Consider the following 18,529-nt stretch of genomic DNA (forward strand, 5'->3'; position numbering starts at 1 on the left):
GGGGGGGGGGGGGGGCGGGGGGGGGGGCCGTCCGCCCGGCCAGCGCGCACGGCGTCCTGGTAGGTGGCCTCGTCGCCGGCCAGGTAGCGGTCGCGGAAGGCCGCCCAGCCGGAGCCGTCGCCGCCGGCCGCCTTCGCGTAGGCCCGTTGGAACGGCTCGTCGCGGTCATAGTCGGGCACGCAGCTGGTGAAGTGCGCGCCGTTCGGCGTCTCGACCACCGCGTCGACCATCATCCGGTTGATCCGCAGCGCCTGCACCGGGGCTTCCTTCGTCAGCTCCGCGGTGTCGACGACTCGCTCGCAGGACAGCACCCGGTGCCGGGCCGCCAGGCAGAACAGGTCGTCGAAGTACGGGTCCGGGCCGAGAAACGCCGCGTTGCCGGCGGCGTCGGCCCGGTTGGCGTGCACGAACGCGACGTCGAGCCCCAGCGCCGGCATGGCGACGAGCTCCTCGCCGTCGTCGTAGGGCGAGGTGACGGTCCGCAGGCCGGGGAACGTGGTCTGCACGTCGGAGCCGAGGCCGGCGCGGATCGGCAGGAACGGCAGCCGGTGCGCGGCGGCGAGCAGGCCCCACTGCAGCATGCCCTCGTCGAGTTCGGCGAACTCGATCTCGCCGCGCTGCCGCGCGGCGCGGAAGTGCGGCTCCAGCGCGATCGAGTCGAGCGAGACGAACCCGCTGACCAGCTTGCGGATCTTGCCGGCGGCGGCGAGCAGCCCGACGTCCGGGCCGCCGTAGGTGACGACAGTGAGGTCCGTGGCCGGGCCGCGGGCGAGCGCCCGCATGAGCGCCATCGGCTTGCGGCGCGAGCCCCAGCCGCCGATGCCGACGGTCATGCCGCTCTCGACCGCCGCGACCGCGGCGGGGATGGTGGTCAGCTTCGCGCCCATCACGGGCCCCTCCGCGTGGGCGGGACCCGGCCCGGGCCCCGCGGGAACATCTACACAAGCGCTTGCTTGGTCGGGTAAGTTACCAGCCGTCGACGGCCGCCGCGAGCGGATGACCGTGCCCGCGACCTGGGCCGGGGCCGGTGGGCGGGACAGCCGGAAGCGAGGGAGTGGGCGCGGTGAGCGAGAACGGGATCTGCGCGGGCCGGGTCGTGATCGTCACCGGCGCGGGCCGGGGCATCGGCCGGGCGCACGCGCTGGAGTTCGCCCGCCAGGGCGCCCGGGTCGTCGTCAACGACGTCGGCGTCGCCCGGGACGGCACGCCCGGCGCGGGCGAGCCGGTCGCGGACGGCGTCGTCGAGCAGATCCGGGCCGCCGGCGGCGAGGCGGTCGCGAACACCGACGACGTCGCCGACTGGGCCGGCGCCGCGGCGCTCGTGCGCACGGCGCTGGACGCGTTCGGCCGGCTCGACGTGCTCGTCAACAACGCCGGCTTCGTGCGCGACCGGATGCTCGTCTCGATGACCGAGCAGGAGTGGGACGCGGTCGTGCGTGTCCACCTCAAGGGACACGCCGCGCCGCTGCGGCACGCGGCCGCCTACTGGCGCGACGAGGCGAAGGCCGGCCGGCGCCCGGACGCCCGGGTCATCAACACCAGCTCCGGCGCCGGCCTGCAGGGCAGCGTCGGGCAGGGCAACTACGGCGCGGCCAAGGCCGGTATCGCCGCCCTCACGCTGGTCGGGGCCGTCGAGCTCGCCCGCTACGGTGTGACGGTCAACGCGATCGCGCCGTCGGCGCGCACCCGGATGACCGAGGGGGTGTTCGCGACGATGGCTCCGGTCGAGACCGGGTTCGACGCGATGGATCCCGCGAACATCTCCCCGCTGGTGGTCTGGCTCGGCAGCGAGCTGTCGGCGCACGTCACCGGCCAGGTCTTCGAGGTCGAGGGCGGGAAGATCGCCCTGGCCGGTGGCTGGCGGCACGGCGTGCCGGTCGACCGCGGCGCCCGCTGGGAGCCGGCCGAGGTCGGGCCGGCCGTCGACAAGCTGCTCGCCGACGCGCCGCCGGCCGAGCCGGTCTACGGCGCCTGAGGTCCCTTCTACGAGAGACGCTTGACGTCCCTTCTACGAGAGAAGAGCCGCGTCGCCATGATCTCCGTTCTTCGCCTCAACTTCGCCGTGCCAGGCCTCGACCGGGGCGCCTTAGCCGCGTCCTACCAGGCGGGCGTCGAGATGGCCCGCTACGCCGAGGACGCCGGGATCGCCATGGTCTCCCTGGAGGAGCACCACGGCGCCGACAACGGCTGGAGCCCGGCGCCCCTGACGAACGCCGGACTCATTCTCGGCGCCACCAAGAAGGTGCACGTCATCGTGCAGGCGCTGCTGGTGCCGCTGTCCGACCCGCTGCGCCTGGCCGAGCAGCTGGCGGTGCTCGACCTGGCCAGCCGGGGCCGGGTCACCGCCGTGGCGGGCCTGGGCTACCGGCCCGAGGAGTACGCGGACGCGGGGCTCGACTGGTCGCGACGCGGGGCGCTGCTCGACGAGTCGCTGGCGGCGATCCTCGGCGCCTGGACGGGCGAGCCGTTCACCTACCGCGGCCGGACGGTGCGGATCACGCCGCCGCCGGCGAGCCCGCCGGCGCAGCTGCTGTGGGTGGGCGGCTCGGTGAAGGCGTCCGCGCGCCGGGCGGCCCGGCTCGGGCTGCCGCTGTGCCCGCCGAACAACTCCCCCGAGCTGGAGGCGTACTACTACGAGCAGTGCGCGGAGCACGGCACCTCCGGCTTCGTCATCATGCCGGGCGCGGACACCACGTTCGTGCACGTCGCCGAGGACCCGGAGAAGGCCTGGGCCGAGCTCGGCGAGTACTTCCTGCACGAGGCGACGCTGTACGCCTCCTGGCAGCCGCCGGGGCAGACCTCGGCGGCGCATTCGCACGCGTCGACGGTCGACGAGCTGCGCGCCGAGGCCAAGTACCGGATCCTGTCCCCCGACGAGTGCGTCGAGCGGGCGCGCGGTGGCGCTGGCGTGACGGTGCTGCACCCGCTGTGCGGCGGGATGCCGCCCGAGCGCGGCTGGGAAAGCCTGCGCCTCTATGGCGAGAAGGTGCTCCCCCGGCTCGCCGCGGCGCGCGCGGACGCCGGCTCCGGGAGCTGACCAGCGGGTTCCCGCTGTGATTAATCGAACGCGCTGACGGGGCAACCCGGCCGGGCCGCCACACCGCTCTTACCGCCGAAGTCGCGGCGATGAGCGTGCGTGGTGGCCCGGTTGTTTCCCGTGTCACCGGCGAAATATTCGGGCGCAGGCAACCCTCCGGCGGGAATCCGCCAGGCAACCGTAAACCGATGTGGTGCGCCCGAGGTGCGCGGTAGCGCGCCGAAGCGGAGCGGTAGGCTCTCGGCTACCTGTACGGGGCAGGAGTTCGGAAAGGGAAGACTGGCACACGACGCAGAGAGCACTCAGGCTGCCATGACAACGCGCGCTCGAGAACTTCTCAACCGGTCACGTGCATTCTGGGATGGCTCGCGGGCGGCGGCCACGCAGCTGCTCGGCCCGCCGCCGAGGGACGCTCTCCCCCACCGCCCGGGCGCCACCGCGGCGCCCGCGCCGGGCGCCACCGCAGCGCCCGCGCCGGGCGCGGCCGCGGAGAGCGCGCTGTCGGCGATCTGCGCGGACCTGGCGCTGCGGGACCTCAACCTGGTCGACGCGCTGCTCTCGCAGCTCGAGGACATGGAGTCCCGGGAAGAGGACGCCGACCGGCTCGCCGAGCTGTACCGGCTCGACCACCTCGCGGCGCGGCTGCGCCGCAACGCGGAGAACCTGCGGGTGCTGGCCGGCCGCGACGCCGACGACGGCTCCGCCGAGACCGCCTCCCTGGTCGACGTGATCCGGGGCGCGATGTCGTCGATCGACCACTACCAGCGGGTCAGCGTCGGGCGGGTCGCGAACCTCGGGGTCGTCGGGTTCGCCGCCGAGGACGTGAGCCGGCTGCTGTCCGAGCTGCTGGACAACGCGACGAAGTCGTCCCCGCCGCACACCGAGGTCCGCGTCGGCGCGCACCTGACGGAGTCCGGCAGCGCGCTGCTGCGGGTCCAGGACGACGGCATCGGCGTCCCGGCGGAGCGGCTGCGCGAGCTCAACGAGCGGCTGTCCGCGCCGCCGGTGCTCGACGACGACGCCGTGCGCCACATGGGTCTCGCGGTGGTATGCCGGCTCGCCAGCCGGCACGGCATCCGCGCCTGGCTGGACCACCGCGCTCCGCACGGCACCACCGCGTCGGTGCTGCTTCCCGCGGCGCTCGTCTGCGAACTGCCTGACGCGGCCTGGTCGGGCCTGCGGACGGTGGCGGCCCGCGCCGGGACCGCCGCGGACACCGGCCCCGCCGCCGTGCCGGCCATGGCGCCCGGCCTCGACGCGGCCGACCGGCCGCCGCTGCCGAACCGCCGCGCGACGGAAACACGGCCGCCGGCCGCGGGGCGGCCCGCCGTCCCCGCGAGCCGCCGGGCCGAGGCCGAGCCCGCGCCGCCACCGCGGCCCGCCGCGGCGCCGACCACCGCGGGGACGACCGCCAGCGGGCTGCCACGGCGAGTGGCCCACAGCCTCCGCGACTCCTCGGGCGATGGCGCCGCCGGGTCCGCGAACGGGGCGGCACCGTCGCCCGTCGCCGACAGTGCCGCCGACCTAGCCGCCGACCGAGCCGCCAGCCACCAGCAGCTGCTCGCGGACCTGGACGCGTTCTCGGACGGGGAGCGCGCCGCCCGCGAGGACCAGGAAGACAAAGGAAGCGAACCGTGACCCAGGAGCGCGACCGCCGTTCCGACTCCGACTTCAGCTGGCTGATCAACGACTTCGTGAGCAGGGTGCACGGTGTCACCCAGGCGCTGATCATGTCGTCCGACGGCCTGTCCCTGACCGCGTCCGACGGGATGAGCACGGTGGAGGGCGAGCAGCTCGCCGCGATCGCGAGCGGGATGCTCAGCCTCGCGCGCAACAGCGCGGCGCTGTTCGACAAGGGCACCTGCGAGAACATCATCGTCCGCCTCAGCCGCGGCTACTTCCTGTTCATGGGCATCGACGCGGGCGCGGGGCTCGCGGTGCTGACCGGGCCCGACTGCGACATGAAGGTGGTGGCCTACGAGATGACCCAGTTCGTGGTGCGCGCCGGGCATGCGCTGACCCCGGAGCGGCGCGCCGACCTGCGCCGGGTGCTCGTCGGGCGCCGGCCCGAGTGATGACCCGCGGGACCGGCCCCCTCGGTCCCGCCCGTCCGCCCCGCCCGGCGGGACCGCCCGCCCGGGCGGGCGCCGGAACGACGACCCAGATGCAGGCAGGTGTGGCCGCGTCATCCGGCCGCCCCGGACCTTCATAGCGACCCGACGGACCGAGGATCGTGATGGTGGAGCAGCAGGACGCACGGCCCGGCAGGACCGCGCACCAGGTACGCAGCAAGCGGGTCCGGCCCTATGCGCTGACCGGTGGCCGCACCCGGTCGCGCTACCACCTGCTGGTAGAGACGCTGGTGTCCGTGCCGCGTTTCGACCCGGCTCTTTCCGAGACTCTCATGCCCGAGTCGAAGGCACTGTACGAACGGGCCCGTTCTCAGCTCTCGATCGCCGAGCTGTCCGCGCTCCTGGCGATTCCGCTCGGGGTCGTCCGTGTACTTATCAGCGATCTCGCGTCGCAGGGCGCCGTCCTCATCCACCCGACGGCGCATGCCTACCGCGACGACCGGAACGTGTTGGAACGCATTCTCAGCGGTCTGCGCGAACTGCCCGTCTAGCCGGCCCCGCCGGCCGACCGACCGCGAGCGCGCCGCTCCCGCGCGCTCCTGTGCCTCGAGGTGGCCCCATGAATTCACGGACGGCGCCCGGCTCCGCCGCGAGCCATCCGGGCGGCGCGCTGACGATCTCGGCGAAGATCGTGGTCGCCGGCGGGTTCGGCGTCGGCAAGACCACGTTCGTCGGTTCGGTTTCCGAGGTGCCGCCTATCAACACCGAGGCGTGGATGACCGAGGCGAGTGAGGGCCTCGACGACCTTCCGCCGAGCGGCGGGAAGACGACCACGACAGTCGCTATGGACTTCGGGCGCATCACGCTCTACGACGACCTCGTGCTGTACCTGTTCGGCACGCCGGGGCAGGCGAGGTTCTGGTTTCTCTGGGACGATCTGTCGCGCGGCGCCCTGGGCGCTATCGTTCTCGTCGACACCCGGAGGCTCGACCAGTCGTTCGCCGCGATCAACTACTTCGAGAACGACTCGGACGTTCCGTTCATCGTCGCGGTCAATCTCTTTGACGGAAAGCTGCTGCACGACGTGGACGAGGTCCGGGAGGCCCTCGCGCTGAGTCCGGCGATTCCGCTGGTGACCTGCGACGCGCGTGACCCGGTGGCGACGGTCGCGACGCTTCGCGAACTGGTGCTCTACACGATGTCCCTGAGTGAGACGGCGGAGTTCAGGAAGGCACGGACGCATGCGTAAGGTACTGGTCGTCGGGGCCGGACAGTCGGGGCTGCAGCTCGCCCTCATGCTCCAGGAAAACGGTTACGACGTCACCGTGATGTCGGCCCGCACGCCCGAGGAGATCCGCGCCGGGCGGGTGATGTCGACCCAGGCGATGTTCCACACCTCGCTACAGCACGAGCGCGACCACGGGCTGAACCTGTGGGAGGCCGAGGCCGTCCGGATCGAGGGCCTGGGTGTCTCGGTCGCCGGCCCGGACGGCGGTCGGGTACTCGACTGGTTCGGCCGGCTGGACCACTACGGCCAGTCCGTCGACCAGCGGGTGAAGATGGCGGGCTGGGCGGAGCTGTTCGAACAGCGCGGCGGCAAGCTGCTCATCCACGGCGTCACCACCGCCGACCTGGACTCGCTCGCCGCGCTGTACGACCTCGTCGTCGTCGCCGCGGGCAAGGGCGAGCTCGTCGGGCTCTTCGACCGGGTGCCGGAGCGCTCGCCGTTCACCAGCCCGCAGCGGGCACTCTCGCTGGCCTACGTGCACGGGCTCGCGCCACGGCCCGAACACCCGGACTCGCCCGGCGTCCGGTTCAACATCGCCCCCGGCGTCGGCGAGTTGTTCGTCATTCCCGCATACACGCTCAGCGGGAACTGCGACATCCTGTTCTTCGAGGGGATCCCCGGCGGCCCGCTGGACTGCTGGGCCGACCAGCCCGGGCCGGACGAGCACCTGCGCCGCCTGCTCGACCTGGTCCGCCAGTACATCCCGTGGGAGTACGAGCGCTGCGCCGACGTGGAGCTCACCGACGCCCGCGCGGCGCTGGCCGGCGGGTACACGCCGGTGGTGCGCCACCCGGTCGGCGAGCTGCCGTCCGGTGGCTTCGTGCTCGGCATGGCCGACGTCGTGGTCGCCAACGACCCGATCACCGGCCAGGGCTCGAACAACGCGGCCAAGTGCGCGGTCTCCTACCTGGACAGCATCCTGGAACGTGGCGAGGCGCCGTTCGACCGGGAGTGGATGACCACCACCTTCGAGCGCTACTGGGACTACGCCCAGCACGTCACCCAGTGGACCAACGCCCTGCTCGGCCCGCCGCCGGAGCACGTCCTGCGGATCCTGGGCGTCGCCCAGGCGAACGAGACCGTCGCCCGCCGGTTCGTCAACGGCTTCGACGACCCCACGGACTACCAGAACTGGTTCATGGACCCCGCCAAGACGGCCGACTACCTCGCCACCGTCTGACCGGACTGGCCGGCTGACCGCGGCTGGCCGGCTGACCGCGGCTGGCCGCCGCGGGCCGCCCTCAGCGCTGGAGCTGGTTGTCCAGCGCGAGGGCCACCCGGAAGGGCGCGTGCACGTCATAGCAGGCGTCGCCGGCCCACAGGCAGGAGCACAGCGACAGCACGGCGGGGATCGCCAGCAGCGACAGGTGGCCGCTGCTGGGCAGCGGGCGCAGCAGCGCGAGGACCCGGCGCGGGACCGGCCCCGGCCGGATCTCGCGCCGCCCGGCCGCGACGTGGCCCTCCCGCCAGCCGGGCGCGGCGATCCGCAGCACGGACGGCGCGGGGGCGAGAGCGACGTGGCCCGCCGGGCATCCGGCGCCGACGGGAGCGGAACCGACGGGCGAGCGGGCGGCGCCGGCCAGCGCGGCGACGCCGATCGCGCGGGCGACCCGGGCCCGGTCGCCGATCTCGAGCGCGGCCCGCTCGTCGGCCCACCGCTCGACGCCGAACTCGACCAGCCGCGCGACCGGGCGCAGCAGCGGCTGGCTGGCGGCGGCGAGCCGGGCCGCGTCGATGTAGCGGTGGTGGCGGCCCATGAGGTGGGCGCGCTCGTGCGCGAGCACCACTCCCAGCTCGTCGGAGCTCAGCGCCGCCCGCATCGCCTCGGTGACGACGATCCGGCCGGGCGAGCCGGGCAGGGTGAACGCGTCCGGATACTCCCCGGGGACGACCACGACGATGTCCGCGCCGGGCAGCGCCGCCGCCTCGGCGCCAGCGGCCCGCAGCGCGGCCCGCTGGCGGCGCCAGACACGGGCCGCGGCGGCGGCCGACCAGGCCGCGGCCAGCATGCACGGCCCGGACAGCCACGTCTCCCGGCCCGCGTCAGCCCACGCCTCGGACGTCCAGCCGTGCTTGCCGGTGGTGACCAGCGCCGTCGTCGTGTGCACACCGCTGGCCAGCAGCACCAGCGCGGTGCCCAGGGCCAGCAGGCAGGCCGAGACAGTGAACGCGACGACGGCCACCCCGGCGGGGACCCGGTCGGCGAGCAGGCGCATCACGACGGTGCCCAGCATCGGGGCGACCAGCACGCATACGACCAGCTCGTGGACCATCGCTAGCGTCCGACGGCCTCGCCGTCGGCGCCGCTGGTCACGCCGCTCGCGAGGTGCTCGCGGGGCGGGCTGTCGGCGAGCAGCTGGCGGATCAGCGCCTCGTCGCCGGGCGAGAGCGCGGCGACGAAGTGGGTGAGCGCCGGGCGGTGGTCGGCCTGCTCGTCGAGCAGCCGGTTCATCCGCCAGGCGACCAGGCTGGCCGCGTCGGACGGCGCCTGGTAGAGGAAGGCCCGGCCGGAGCGGCGGCGCGTGACGACGCCCTTGCCGTACAGCCGGGTCAGCGTCGTCACGACCGCGCTGTAGGACAGCAGCCGCCCACCGTCGAGCAGGTCCCGGACCTGGGCGGGGGTCAGCTCGGTGCGCGCGTCGTGCAGGACCGTGAGGATCTCGGCCTCCAGCGAGCCCGGCGCCCGGCGCCGCCCGCGGCTGGCGCCACCCGCGCCAGCCGCGAGGTCACCGCCCGGCTGGTTGTCACCGGCGTTGTCACCGGCATCGTCCGTGTATCCGTCGGCTTCGGGTACCACGCCCTCGACCATACGGACTTCTCGCGGGTGATCGCCGTGCGGGGCCCGTGTGGCGCGCCCGAAAGTCGTCCGGGCCGACCAAGCGCTTGGTTGACGGGGATAATGAGCTGGTGGACACCTCATCGCGCCAGGGCCGGTCCGCGCCGACGCGCGCCGGCCGGGCCGGCCGCTCTACGCGGGCCGGGCGGGCGACGGCCGCCGGCGAGTCGGAGCGGCGGGCGGCCATCGTCGAGATCGCCGCCGGGCTGTTCGCCGAGCGCGGCTACCGGGCGACGACGGTCCGGGAGATCGCCGACGCCGCCGGCATGCTCTCCGGAAGCCTCTACCACCATTTCGACTCCAAGGAGTCGATCGTTGATGAGCTGCTGTCCAGCTTCCTCGACGAGCTGCACGCCCAGTACACCGCGATCGCCGCCGCGCGGGCGGGGCCGAGTGACACGATCGCCGCGCTGGCGCGGGCGGCGTTCGCCGCGATCGCCGGTCATCGCGCCGCCGTCACGGTCTTCCAGAACGAGCGCGGCTACCTGGCGACACTGCCGCGGTTCGCCTACCTGCGCACCTCCGAGGAGGCGAGCCAGGCACTGTGGCTGCGGGCGCTGAGCGAAGGCATCGCCGGGGGCGAGCTGCGCGCCGACCTCGACCCGAAGCTCACCCACCGGTTTCTGCGGGACGCGATCTGGGTGTCCGTGCACTGGTACCGGCCGGACGGGCCGCTCGGGCCCGACGAGATGGCCGAGCACTTCCTCGCCACGGTCTTCGACGGCATCCGTGCCCGGGGCACCGGCGGGGACGCTCCCCCGGCGCCGGCGGAGGTGAAAACCAAGCGCTAGCTTGGGTGGTCGCGCTAGCGTGTCTGCCGTGGTGTCGACGGGGACGTCCGCGACGTCCGATTTCCGGGAAAAGGTGCGAGCCTGGCTCGCCGACGCGCTGACCGGCGACTTCGCGAAGGCGCGCGGGCTGGGCGGTCCCGGCCGGGAGCATGAGGCCTTCGAGCTGCGGGTCGCCTGGGAGCGTCACCTCGCCGCCGCTGGCTGGACCTGCATCGGCTGGCCGAAGGAGCACGGCGGGCTCGGGCTTTCCGTCGCCGAGCAGGTCGTCTTCCATGAGGAGTACGCCCGCTCGGACGCGCCGGCCCGGGTGGGGCTGATCGGCGACGGGATGGTCGGCCCGACGCTCATCGCGTTCGGCACCGACGAGCAGCGCCGGCGCCTGCTGCCACCGATCCGCGCGGGCGAGGCGCTGTGGTGCCAGCTGTACTCCGAGCCGGGCGCCGGCTCCGACCTGGCGGCGCTGACCACCCGGGCGCGCCGCGACGGCGACGACTACGTGATCCATGGGCAGAAGGTGTGGTCGTCGCTCGCGCACCTGGCCGACTGGGGGTTCGCGCTGGTCCGGACCGAGCCCGGGTCCGCCCGTCATCGGGGGCTGTCCTACCTGCTGGTGCCGATGCGCCAACAGGGCCTCGAGATCCGCCCGATCGTGTCGATGACCGGCACGTCAGAGTTCAACGAGGTCTTCTTCGACGGCGCCCGCACATCGGTCGCGAACCTGGTCGGCGCGGAAGGCGACGGCTGGAAGATCGGGATGGCCACCCTCGGGTTCGAGCGGGGCACCTTCACCCTCGGTCAACAGGTCGGGTTCAGACGCGAGCTGGAAAGAATCATCACGCTCGCGAAGCGCAACGGCGCCTGGGAGCGGCCGGACCTGCGCGACCGGCTGGTCCGCGCCTGGATCGGCGTCGAGATCATGCGGTTCACCGCGCTGCGCACCCTGGCCGACGCCGACGCGGACACGCCGCCGGGGCCGGCGTCGTCGATCGGGAAGCTGTACTGGTCGACGTGGCACCAGCAGCTCGGCGAGCTCGCGATGGACGTCCTCGGCGCGGCCGCCATGCTCGTCGAAGGCGAGCCCTACGAGCTACGGCCCGAGCAGTCGCTGTTCCTGTTCAGCCGCGCCGACACGATCTACGCCGGGTCGAGCGAGATCCAGCGCAACATCATCGCCGAGAGAACGCTGGGGTTGCCCCGTGCCTGAGACCGACACCGCCAACACCGCCGACACCGGCGCCGACACCACCGTCACCGGCGACACCGCCGCCGCTTCCGCCGGGCCAGGCGTGGCGCCTCTGGTCGCCCCCGAGCCGCCGCCCGGCCGTGACCTGCTGCGCGGCAAGGTCGTCCTGGTGACGGCCGCCGCGGGCACCGGCATCGGGTTCGCCACCGCCTGGCGGGCGGCGCTGGAGGGCGCGACGGTCGTCGTCTCCGACCACCACGTCCGCCGCCTCGGCGAGGCCGCGGCCCGGATCGGCGAGCTCGCCGGCGAGAAGCCGCTCGCCGTGGCGTGCGACGTGCGCAGCGAGGACCAGATCGGCGCCCTGTTCGACGCCGTCTACGAGACCCACGGCCGCCTGGACGTCCTCGTCAACAACGCCGGCCTGGGCGGCGACGTGCGGCTGACCGAGATGACCGACGAGCAGTGGGCGACGGTCCTCGACGTGACCCTGACCGGCACGATGCGCGCGACCCGCGCCGCCCTGCGCCGGATGCTGCCCGCCCGCGCCGGCGTCATCGTCAACAACGCCTCGGTCGTCGGCTGGCGGGCCCAGGTCGGCCAGGCCCACTACGCCGCGGCCAAGGCCGGCGTGATGGCGCTGACCCGCTGCGCCGCGATGGAGGCGGCCCCCGCCGGGGTGCGCGTCAACGCGGTCGCCCCCAGCCTCGCGATGCACCCGTTCCTCGCCAAGGTCAGCGACGAGGACTTCCTCGCCGAACTCGCCCGTCGGGAGGCGTTCGGCCGACCCGCCGAGCCCTGGGAGATCGCCACCGTCATCGCCTTCCTGGCCAGCGACTACTCGACCTACATGACCGGCGAGATCGTCTCCGTCAGCAGCCAGCACCCGTAGCGACGGCCACCGCCGCGGCCACGCCGCCGGGCACCCGGTACCTCACGCCGGACGGGGAACGCTGCGGGCATCGGCACGGCATTGCGAGCCGGCCGAGCGCAGAGCCGCGGAGCGAACAGGACGGTGGAGCATGACCACGACCAGGACCTGGACGGTAGACGTACTGCTGACCGAGGACGGCGGGCGGACCCGCGCCCAGGCGCTGCTGAACGGTGCCGAGGAGGGCCGTGTGGCGGTCGCCGGAACCGAGCTGCGCGCCGAGGGCATGGCCCGGTGCCACCCGGACGACGCCGACGTGTCGATGATCGGCGACGAGGTCGCCGCGTCCCGGGCGCTGTCCGAGCTGGCCCATCAGCTGCTGGACTCCGCCGCCCGCGACATCGAGGCCCGCACCGGCCGGAAGGCGCACGTCAGCCCGTAGCGCGGTTCGTCAGCCGTGGAGCAGCGTGTCACCGCGGGAGCGGCGCGTCAGGCCGGGGTGAACACGACCGGGAGAGCGGTCAGGTGGCGCAGGAGCACCGTGGACTGCCAGGCCAGCTGGTCGGCCGGCAGCGCCAGGGCGACGTCGGGAAGCCGGTCGAGCAGCACCTCGACGGCGGTCCGGGCGACGACCTCGGCGATGTCCTGGGCCGGGTAGGGGCAGCGGTGCGCGCCGCTGCCGAAGGCCAGATGCGCCTGCCGGGCGCCCGCGCCGGCGCCGGGGCCGGGGTGGACCACCGGGTCGGTGTTGGCCGCCGCGACCGAGAGCACCACCAGATCGCCGCGCCGGACATGCGCCTTCCCCAGCTGGACGGCCCGGGTCGCCCAGCGGCCGAGCACGTTGGGGCTCGGCGGGTCCTCCCAGAGCACGTCGTTCAGGGCCTGCGCCACCGAGCGCCGGCCCCCGGCGAGAGTCACCGCGAACCGCGGGTCGGTGAGCATCAGCCGCAGCGTGTTCCCGATCCAGGCCGCCGTCTTGGCCTGGGCCATCAGGAACACCATGACCAGGTTCTCGAACACCTCGTCGTCGCTGAGCGCCACGGGATGGGTGGCGAGCTGGGACAGCGTGTCCGCGCCCGGGTCGACCCGGCGCGCGACCGCGTGCGCGCGGACCGTCTCGCGCAGCCGCGCCTCGACCTCCCGGGCGGCGGTACCCCCCTGGGCGAGCAGGGTGTTCATGTCGTCGCTGAAGGGCCCGGCCTCCGCCGGCGGAAGCGCGAGCAGCGTGGTCCCGGCCGCGGTCGGGATCTGGGTGGCGTACTGGCTGATCAGGTCGGCCGTCCCGTCGCCGGCGAAGACATTGATCAGCCTGTCGGCGATCCGCTCGCAGCGGGCCGCCAGCTCGAACGGGTCCACGGCGCCCACCGCGTCGTCGACAGCGGTGGAGTACCGCGCGTGCTCGGCGCCATCCGTCGAGATCACCGTGCTGGTCCAGGCGAGGCGTGGGTGCAGCGGCGAGTCGGCCGGCGCCAGGTCCCAGGCGTTCCAGATCCGGAAGTCCCTGCTGAACAGGTCGGGCTGGCCGGCCACGTAGTGCAGCTCCCGGTAGCCGAGCACCAGCCAGGCAGGCACGTCGTCGTCCAGCAGCACCGGCGCCACCGCCCCGTACCGCGACCGCAGCCGCTGGTACGTCCGGCGCGGGTCGCGGTGGAACTCGTCCCCGTACAACCGGTCGGCGCCCTCGTGGGCCGGGTAGCGGCGAGCCAGCTCGGCGGCCCGCGCCGCCGGCTCCCCACCACCGCCCCGGCCGCCTGGCAGGTCGCCCGCCGGAACCGGGCCGGGCACGGCCGGAACCGGCGAGACCGCGGGCGTCGGGGCGTCCAGGTTGACGTCGGTCATCTCGGCTCCTCCGGAGGAACGCGGACCGGCCCGCGGGGCGTGGGCCGCCGCGCTACGCCCACCGGACCGTGACGCGGTGGCTGGCGGAGCACAGTAACAGGACCGGGACAGACATCCCAGCGCCATTCGTCACCAACCGCGCACCGAGGACGCCGACGGCGCGCCGAGACCCGCTCCCAGGCGCCGGAGAACACCAGGGACGGCACCCGGCGCCACTCCCGCCGCGGGCAGCGGGCGCCGCCCGCGGCCGCCTGGTCGGGAAGGCCGGCGGGCCGGGCCGGCGTCAGACCGGGAGGAAACCGGGTGGCGGGATCGGGGTGAAGACGACCGGCAGGGCGGTCAGGCTGCGGACGAACACCGCGGGCTGCCAGACCAGCTCGCTGGCCGGCGCGGCGAGGGTGATGTCGGGCAGCCGGTCGAGCAGAACCGAAAGCGCGGCCCGGGTCGTGACCAGGGAGATGTCCTGCGACGGGTAGGGACACCGGTGGGGGCCGCTGCCGAAGGCCAGGTGCGCCTGGTTGCGGCCCGGCCCGGCCGCTCTGTCGGGGCGGACGACCGGGTCGGCGTTGGCCGCGGCGACCGAGAGCACCACCAGGTCGCCGGGCCGGACGTGCTGGGCTCCCAGCTGGACGGTCCGGGTCGCCCAGCGGCCAAGCGCGTTCGAGTTCGGCGGGTCCTCCCAGAGGACGTCGTCGAGGACGTGCTCGACCGAGCGCCGCCCGCCGGCGAGCCTCGCCGCGAACCGGGGGTCGGTGAGCATCAGCCGCAGGGCGTTCCCGATCCAGGCGGCCGTCTTGGCATGGCCCAGCAGGAACAGCATGAACAGGTTGTCGAACACCTCGTCGTCGGTGAGCGCCGCCGGATGGGTCGCGAGCGTGGACAGCGGGTCGGAGCCCGGGTTCGCCCGGCGCGCGGCGGTGTGCCGGCGCACCGCGGACCGCAGCCGCTCCTCGGCGGCACCGACGTCGCCGACCCGGCCGAGCACGGCGGCCATGTCGTCCGTGAAGTCCGCGGCCTGCGCCGGCGGGAGCGCCAGCAGGGCCGTCCCCACCAACAGCGGGAGCCGCGCGGCGTACTGGCCGATCAGGTCGGCCGAGCCCTCGCTCGCGAAGGCGTCGATCAGGTCGTCGGCGATCCGCTCGCAGCGGGCCGCCAGCTCGAGCAGGTCGATGGAACTGACCGTGGCGTCGACGGCGGCGGAGTGCCGGTCGTGCTCGGCTCCGTCCGCGGACAGCAGCGTGTCGCGCCAGGTGACCAGCGGCCGCAGCGGCCAGTCGGCCGGCACGAGGTTCCAGGCGTTCCAGAGCCGGGAGTCCTTGCTGAACAGGTTGGGCTCGCCCGCGACGAAGTGCAGCTCCCGATAGCCGAGCACCAGCCAGGCCGGCACGTCGTCGTCCAGCAGCACCGGCGCCACCGCCCCGTACCGCTCGCGCAGCCGCTGGTACGTCGTCCGCGGGTCGCGATGGAACCCGTCCCCGTACAACCGGACGGCGTCCGCGTGGGCCGGGTAACGAAGGGCCAGTTCGTCGGCCTGGGCCGACGAACGCCAGCCAGGCCCGGCGCGGTCGACGACGGCCGTGCCCCGCGCCGGGCCACTCGCCGGGGTGCCCGCGTCATGCGCTGCCGGGGGCGGGGGCACGGGCACCCCGGCGCGCTGCTTGGCGTCGGTCATGTCGTCTCCTTCGCCGGGACAGGTTCCCGGCCCAGGCGCGGCGGCCTGCGTCGCGAGCCGACCCCCCGATTCCGCGACGCTGTAACGGCGCAGGACGCTAACAGAGAATTCTCGCGCCTTCTAAGTACTGATTGTCATCACATGCGCACCCATTTTCGGAGACAGGTGTCGAACAACATCAGAGACAACGAAACGTATCGACGACCCCACCTCGGGCGATCCACCCGCAGAGCCCGCGACGGCCCCGATGTCACCGGCACCGTTCTGACCGCGTGAGCGGCCGCGACCAGATCGACAGGGCTTGGTCATACCCAGAGCGTCGCGGTGCTGCCCAGCGGTGCGGTGCTGCCCAGCGGTGCGGTGCTGCCCAGCGGTGTCGTCAGGACCGTTCGGTGTCGACACGGCGGAGGAGGTCAAGGATGGCGGGGGCAAGGGCGGGGGCCACGGCGACAGTCGCGGTCGACCGCAGGGTGTAGTGGGAACCGTCTGCATCAACGACCAGGGCACCGGCTTCGCGGGCGATAGCGACGCCGGCGGCCATGTCCCATGGTTTGTTCGACATGGTGACAGCCGCGTCGGTTCTGCCCGCGGCCAGCCAGGCGAGGTCGATCGCGGCCGTGCCGAACATGCGGACGCGTTCGACCGTGGCGGCGAGCAGTTCGGTGAAGGCCACCCTGGTTCGGTTGCGTTCGGCCGCGCCTGGCCCGACGGCGTAGTCGCCGATGGCGACGACGGCGTCAGCGAGGTCGGTAGGGCGGCGGGTTTCGATCTTCTTGCCGTTGAGGGTGGCCTTGGTGCCGGGGGCGGCGGCGTAGCGCTCGCGCAGGAACGGCAGGTCGATGACGCCGAGTACCGGGTCGTCGCCGTCGGCGAGACCGAGCGAGATGCCGCACAGCGGGATCTCCCGGGCCAGGTTGGAGGTCCCGTCGACGGGATCGAGGATCCAGGTGAGCCCTTTGGCGCTCCGCCCACCTTCTTCCTCGCCGAGGAACCCGATGTGGGGCGTGCGCTGGCCTAGGAAACCACGGACCGTGCGTTCGACGGTGAGGTCGACCTCGGTGACGTAGTCGCGGTCACCCTTGGCCTGGACCCGGCCTGTCCGGCGTTCCAGGACGATGGCCGCGGCCAGGTCGACGGCTTCCCGCGCGACCTCGAGCAGAGGGTCCCAGGTCGTCACAGGAATCGGCTCCGGGATCGCAGGGCGTCGAACAACTCGGCGAACGTACCAAACAGCCCGCCGTCGGTACGTTCGATCAGGAGCGTCGGCGAGTCCACACCGCGGGCTTCGGGCAGATAGGGCTGCACCACGCATCGGACCTCGTCGACGATGATTATGTTGAACCGGATGATTTCGTCGTAGACGCCGATGACCAGCCGCTCGCGGGATTCCAGGTCGAGTCTGGACCGCGCTCTGAGCAGGGTCTGGATATTGAGGTTGGTGAGGGCGGCGAGTTCACCCGGCTGGTAGCCCTCCTCGCGTTCGCGGTGGGCGGTGCCCTCGCCCGTGGGGTCAAGGAAGAGGCAGCAGACGGTGGCGCCAGCAGTGATCTGGGCACTGAGCTGACGAAGTAGAGGTAGCGACGCCCGTCGGTACCGGCCACGGGATCCCCTTCCTCACCGGCAGCAGCTCACACCGGACCCCAGGCCCCAGCGCGCGGGCATGGCCGAGCGCGCCGCTTCCGACGCGAAGTGTGGCGAGGACCCAGCTAGGAACCTAGCCACCAATTTGGCCGAAGTGGCGTGGTTATTTGGATTTCCTCTGCCGGAGGCGGCACTGTCGAAGCAATCACCTTCCGGCGAAATCCGCCGGCGACAATCGACTGGAAACGCGGCTGCCGCTTCGTCGGACCGCCGCGGCCGCGGCCTGTCCGAACCCGTCCGCTTCGCGCTCCTACCCGCCGTCACCGTCCGCGGCGCGGTCGTTCGTCGCCCGCCCGGTCCGGGATGGATTGTCGGACCCCGCAGCTACCCTGCCAGGGACTGGTGGCGATCCTTCTCGAGGAGGCGCGGTGGCTGGCGCGGGGGATTGGCCGCCCACTGACCCGCGGGCGCTGTTCGGCGCCGGGCAGGCCGACCAGTTCTCACTGACGGTCCCGTTGCCGCCCGGGCGCTGCCTCGTCGCGTTGGAAGGCGACCAGGAGACCCTCGCGTTGTGGATGAGCGACGAGCCGGCGACCGCCGAGCTGTGGGCCGGGCTGCTCGCCGCGCACCCGACCTCAGGACTGTGGCCCCTGCTCCTCGAGCCGCCGCACTGGGACGACAAGGACCGCCCGCCCGGGGAGCCGGCGGAGCTCCGGCCGTGGGAGACGGGCGAGCTGGCGCCGGACCTGATGACGGCCCCGGGTGACCACGACCCGGCGGCGCTCCTCGCCCACTGGTGGAAGGACTGCGCCGAGGGCTGGTACGCGCACGATTTCTACAAGCCGTTCGGGCCTACCTGGCCTGGGCTCGTCGCCCCGCCCGAGCCGGCGGCCGACCCGGGCGGCGCGGCCGCCCAGTGCGCGCGCCAGCTTCTCGGCGAAAGTCCGGCGATGCGGCTTGGCCTCGTGGCCGCGGGCTCGGGAGCCGATGCGCTCACCGTCGCGGGCTGGCAGGGACCGCTCAACCACACCAATGACACCGCCGAGATCTCCGCGGTGGTCGCGAGCTGGGAACGGCGATTCGGCGTCCGCGTCGTAGGCGTCGGCTTCGACACGCTTTACCTGAGCGTCGCCGCCCCGCCGGCCAGTGAGGACGACGCGCTTCTCCTCGCCGCGGAGCATCTCGCCTTCTGCCCCGACAACGTCAACAGCGACATCAGCCTCAGGGCGTACGCCCACTCGCTGAGGAACGCCGGCACCTGGACGTTCTGGTGGGACTAGGCCTGGACCAGGACGTGGCCCCACGGTCGGGGGGGGGGGGGGGGGGGCGGCCGCCGGCCGCCCCCCCCCCCCCCGCCGGCGG

The 18,529-nt window shown here is 73.5% G+C and carries 18 protein-coding genes and 1 pseudogene; 12 read left to right on the plus strand and 7 right to left on the minus strand.

Going from position 1 to position 18,529, the window contains the following annotated elements; genetic code table 11:
• A partial coding sequence (locus I6A81_RS01190; protein WP_203010065.1) for a CoA transferase subunit A occupies positions 1-887 on the minus strand: 887 nt, incomplete at its 3' end.
• A gap of 176 nt (positions 888-1,063) precedes the next feature.
• Here I6A81_RS01190 and I6A81_RS01195 point away from each other — a divergent pair.
• The 7 genes from I6A81_RS01195 to I6A81_RS01225 all read left to right on the plus strand — a co-directional run bounded on the left by I6A81_RS01195 (position 1,064) and on the right by I6A81_RS01225 (position 7,577).
• Positions 1,064-1,975, plus strand: coding sequence for an SDR family oxidoreductase (locus I6A81_RS01195; RefSeq protein ID WP_203006096.1), 912 nt, complete (start codon positions 1,064-1,066; stop codon positions 1,973-1,975).
• Positions 1,976-2,032: 57 nt separating this feature from the next.
• Positions 2,033-3,037 (plus strand): LLM class flavin-dependent oxidoreductase, encoded by a 1,005-nt coding sequence (locus I6A81_RS01200; protein WP_203006097.1) that lies wholly within the window; start codon positions 2,033-2,035, stop codon positions 3,035-3,037.
• A 312-nt stretch (positions 3,038-3,349) separates the two neighbouring features.
• Positions 3,350-4,675 carry a sensor histidine kinase gene (locus I6A81_RS01205; RefSeq protein WP_203006098.1) on the plus strand — a complete coding sequence of 442 codons (1,326 nt, stop codon included), beginning with the start codon at positions 3,350-3,352 and terminating at the stop codon, positions 4,673-4,675.
• Entirely contained in the window at positions 4,672-5,112 is a 441-nt protein-coding gene (locus I6A81_RS01210) for a roadblock/LC7 domain-containing protein (protein WP_203006099.1), read from the plus strand. The genes I6A81_RS01205 and I6A81_RS01210 overlap by 4 nt, the downstream gene beginning before the upstream one ends.
• A gap of 161 nt (positions 5,113-5,273) precedes the next feature.
• On the plus strand, positions 5,274-5,660 hold the full coding sequence (locus tag I6A81_RS01215; RefSeq protein ID WP_203006100.1) for a DUF742 domain-containing protein: 387 nt from the start codon (positions 5,274-5,276) through the stop codon (positions 5,658-5,660).
• 68 nt (positions 5,661-5,728) lie between these two features.
• Entirely contained in the window at positions 5,729-6,358 is a 630-nt protein-coding gene (locus tag I6A81_RS01220; protein WP_203006101.1) for a GTP-binding protein, read from the plus strand.
• Positions 6,351-7,577, plus strand: coding sequence for a styrene monooxygenase/indole monooxygenase family protein (locus I6A81_RS01225; protein ID WP_203006102.1), 1,227 nt, complete (start codon positions 6,351-6,353; stop codon positions 7,575-7,577). The genes I6A81_RS01220 and I6A81_RS01225 overlap by 8 nt, the downstream gene beginning before the upstream one ends.
• A 61-nt stretch (positions 7,578-7,638) precedes the next feature.
• Here I6A81_RS01225 and I6A81_RS01230 read toward each other — a convergent pair whose 3' ends face one another.
• On the minus strand, positions 7,639-8,670 hold the full coding sequence (locus I6A81_RS01230; protein WP_203006103.1) for a M56 family metallopeptidase: 1,032 nt from the start codon (positions 8,668-8,670) through the stop codon (positions 7,639-7,641).
• 2 nt (positions 8,671-8,672) lie between these two features.
• Entirely contained in the window at positions 8,673-9,194 is a 522-nt protein-coding gene (locus I6A81_RS01235) for a BlaI/MecI/CopY family transcriptional regulator (RefSeq protein WP_307874390.1), read from the minus strand.
• A gap of 110 nt (positions 9,195-9,304) precedes the next feature.
• Here I6A81_RS01235 and I6A81_RS01240 point away from each other — a divergent pair, with 110 nt between their 5' ends.
• The 4 genes from I6A81_RS01240 to I6A81_RS01255 all read left to right on the plus strand — a co-directional run bounded on the left by I6A81_RS01240 (position 9,305) and on the right by I6A81_RS01255 (position 12,517).
• The gene (locus I6A81_RS01240; RefSeq protein ID WP_203006105.1) at positions 9,305-10,024 is read left to right on the plus strand and encodes a TetR/AcrR family transcriptional regulator; all 720 of its coding nucleotides are present in this window, start codon (positions 9,305-9,307) and stop codon (positions 10,022-10,024) included.
• A gap of 28 nt (positions 10,025-10,052) precedes the next feature.
• On the plus strand, positions 10,053-11,228 hold the full coding sequence (locus tag I6A81_RS01245) for an acyl-CoA dehydrogenase family protein (RefSeq protein ID WP_203006106.1): 1,176 nt from the start codon (positions 10,053-10,055) through the stop codon (positions 11,226-11,228).
• A gap of 82 nt (positions 11,229-11,310) precedes the next feature.
• Positions 11,311-12,096, plus strand: a complete 786-nt coding sequence (locus I6A81_RS01250) for an SDR family oxidoreductase (RefSeq protein ID WP_203006110.1) — start codon at positions 11,311-11,313, stop codon at positions 12,094-12,096.
• A gap of 130 nt (positions 12,097-12,226) precedes the next feature.
• Entirely contained in the window at positions 12,227-12,517 is a 291-nt protein-coding gene (locus tag I6A81_RS01255) for a DUF1876 domain-containing protein (protein WP_203006107.1), read from the plus strand.
• Positions 12,518-12,564: 47 nt separating this feature from the next.
• Here the strand turns inward: I6A81_RS01255 and I6A81_RS01260 are convergent, their stop codons facing one another.
• The 4 genes and pseudogenes from I6A81_RS01260 to I6A81_RS42840 form a co-directional block, all read right to left on the minus strand.
• Positions 12,565-13,914, minus strand: a complete 1,350-nt coding sequence (locus I6A81_RS01260; protein ID WP_238430455.1) for a cytochrome P450 — start codon at positions 13,912-13,914, stop codon at positions 12,565-12,567.
• Between the two features lie 283 nt (positions 13,915-14,197).
• Positions 14,198-15,586 (minus strand): cytochrome P450, encoded by a 1,389-nt coding sequence (locus tag I6A81_RS01265; protein ID WP_238430457.1) that lies wholly within the window; start codon positions 15,584-15,586, stop codon positions 14,198-14,200.
• A gap of 379 nt (positions 15,587-15,965) precedes the next feature.
• Positions 15,966-16,763, minus strand: a complete 798-nt coding sequence (locus I6A81_RS01270; RefSeq protein ID WP_203006108.1) for an inositol monophosphatase family protein — start codon at positions 16,761-16,763, stop codon at positions 15,966-15,968.
• Positions 16,760-17,137: pseudogene (locus I6A81_RS42840) on the minus strand (DUF5919 domain-containing protein); the annotation flags it as partial. The gene I6A81_RS01270 and the pseudogene I6A81_RS42840, both read right to left, overlap by 4 nt.
• A gap of 458 nt (positions 17,138-17,595) precedes the next feature.
• Here I6A81_RS42840 and I6A81_RS45375 point away from each other — a divergent pair.
• Positions 17,596-18,447 (plus strand): DUF4253 domain-containing protein, encoded by an 852-nt coding sequence (locus I6A81_RS45375; protein WP_203006109.1) that lies wholly within the window; start codon positions 17,596-17,598, stop codon positions 18,445-18,447.
• Positions 18,448-18,529: the final 82 nt, after the last annotated feature.

The sequence above is a fragment of the Frankia nepalensis genome (genome assembly GCF_016786325.1).
GTDB classification, from domain to species: domain Bacteria; phylum Actinomycetota; class Actinomycetes; order Frankiales; family Frankiaceae; genus Pseudofrankia; species Pseudofrankia nepalensis.

Bases quoted from the DNA above. Each gene is read 5' to 3' on its own strand.
- I6A81_RS01205 (WP_203006098.1), top strand. From the start codon at position 3,350: ATGACAACGCGCGCTCGAGAACTTCTCAACCGGTCACGTGCATTCTGG.
- I6A81_RS01260 (WP_238430455.1), bottom strand. From the start codon at position 13,914: ATGACCGACGTCAACCTGGACGCCCCGACGCCCGCGGTCTCGCCGGTT.
- I6A81_RS01255 (WP_203006107.1), top strand. From the start codon at position 12,227: ATGACCACGACCAGGACCTGGACGGTAGACGTACTGCTGACCGAGGAC.
- I6A81_RS01265 (WP_238430457.1), bottom strand. From the start codon at position 15,586: ATGACCGACGCCAAGCAGCGCGCCGGGGTGCCCGTGCCCCCGCCCCCG.
- I6A81_RS01220 (WP_203006101.1), top strand. From the start codon at position 5,729: ATGAATTCACGGACGGCGCCCGGCTCCGCCGCGAGCCATCCGGGCGGC.
- I6A81_RS01230 (WP_203006103.1), bottom strand. From the start codon at position 8,670: ATGGTCCACGAGCTGGTCGTATGCGTGCTGGTCGCCCCGATGCTGGGC.
- I6A81_RS01215 (WP_203006100.1), top strand. From the start codon at position 5,274: ATGGTGGAGCAGCAGGACGCACGGCCCGGCAGGACCGCGCACCAGGTA.
- I6A81_RS01200 (WP_203006097.1), top strand. From the start codon at position 2,033: ATGATCTCCGTTCTTCGCCTCAACTTCGCCGTGCCAGGCCTCGACCGG.
- I6A81_RS01225 (WP_203006102.1), top strand. From the start codon at position 6,351: ATGCGTAAGGTACTGGTCGTCGGGGCCGGACAGTCGGGGCTGCAGCTC.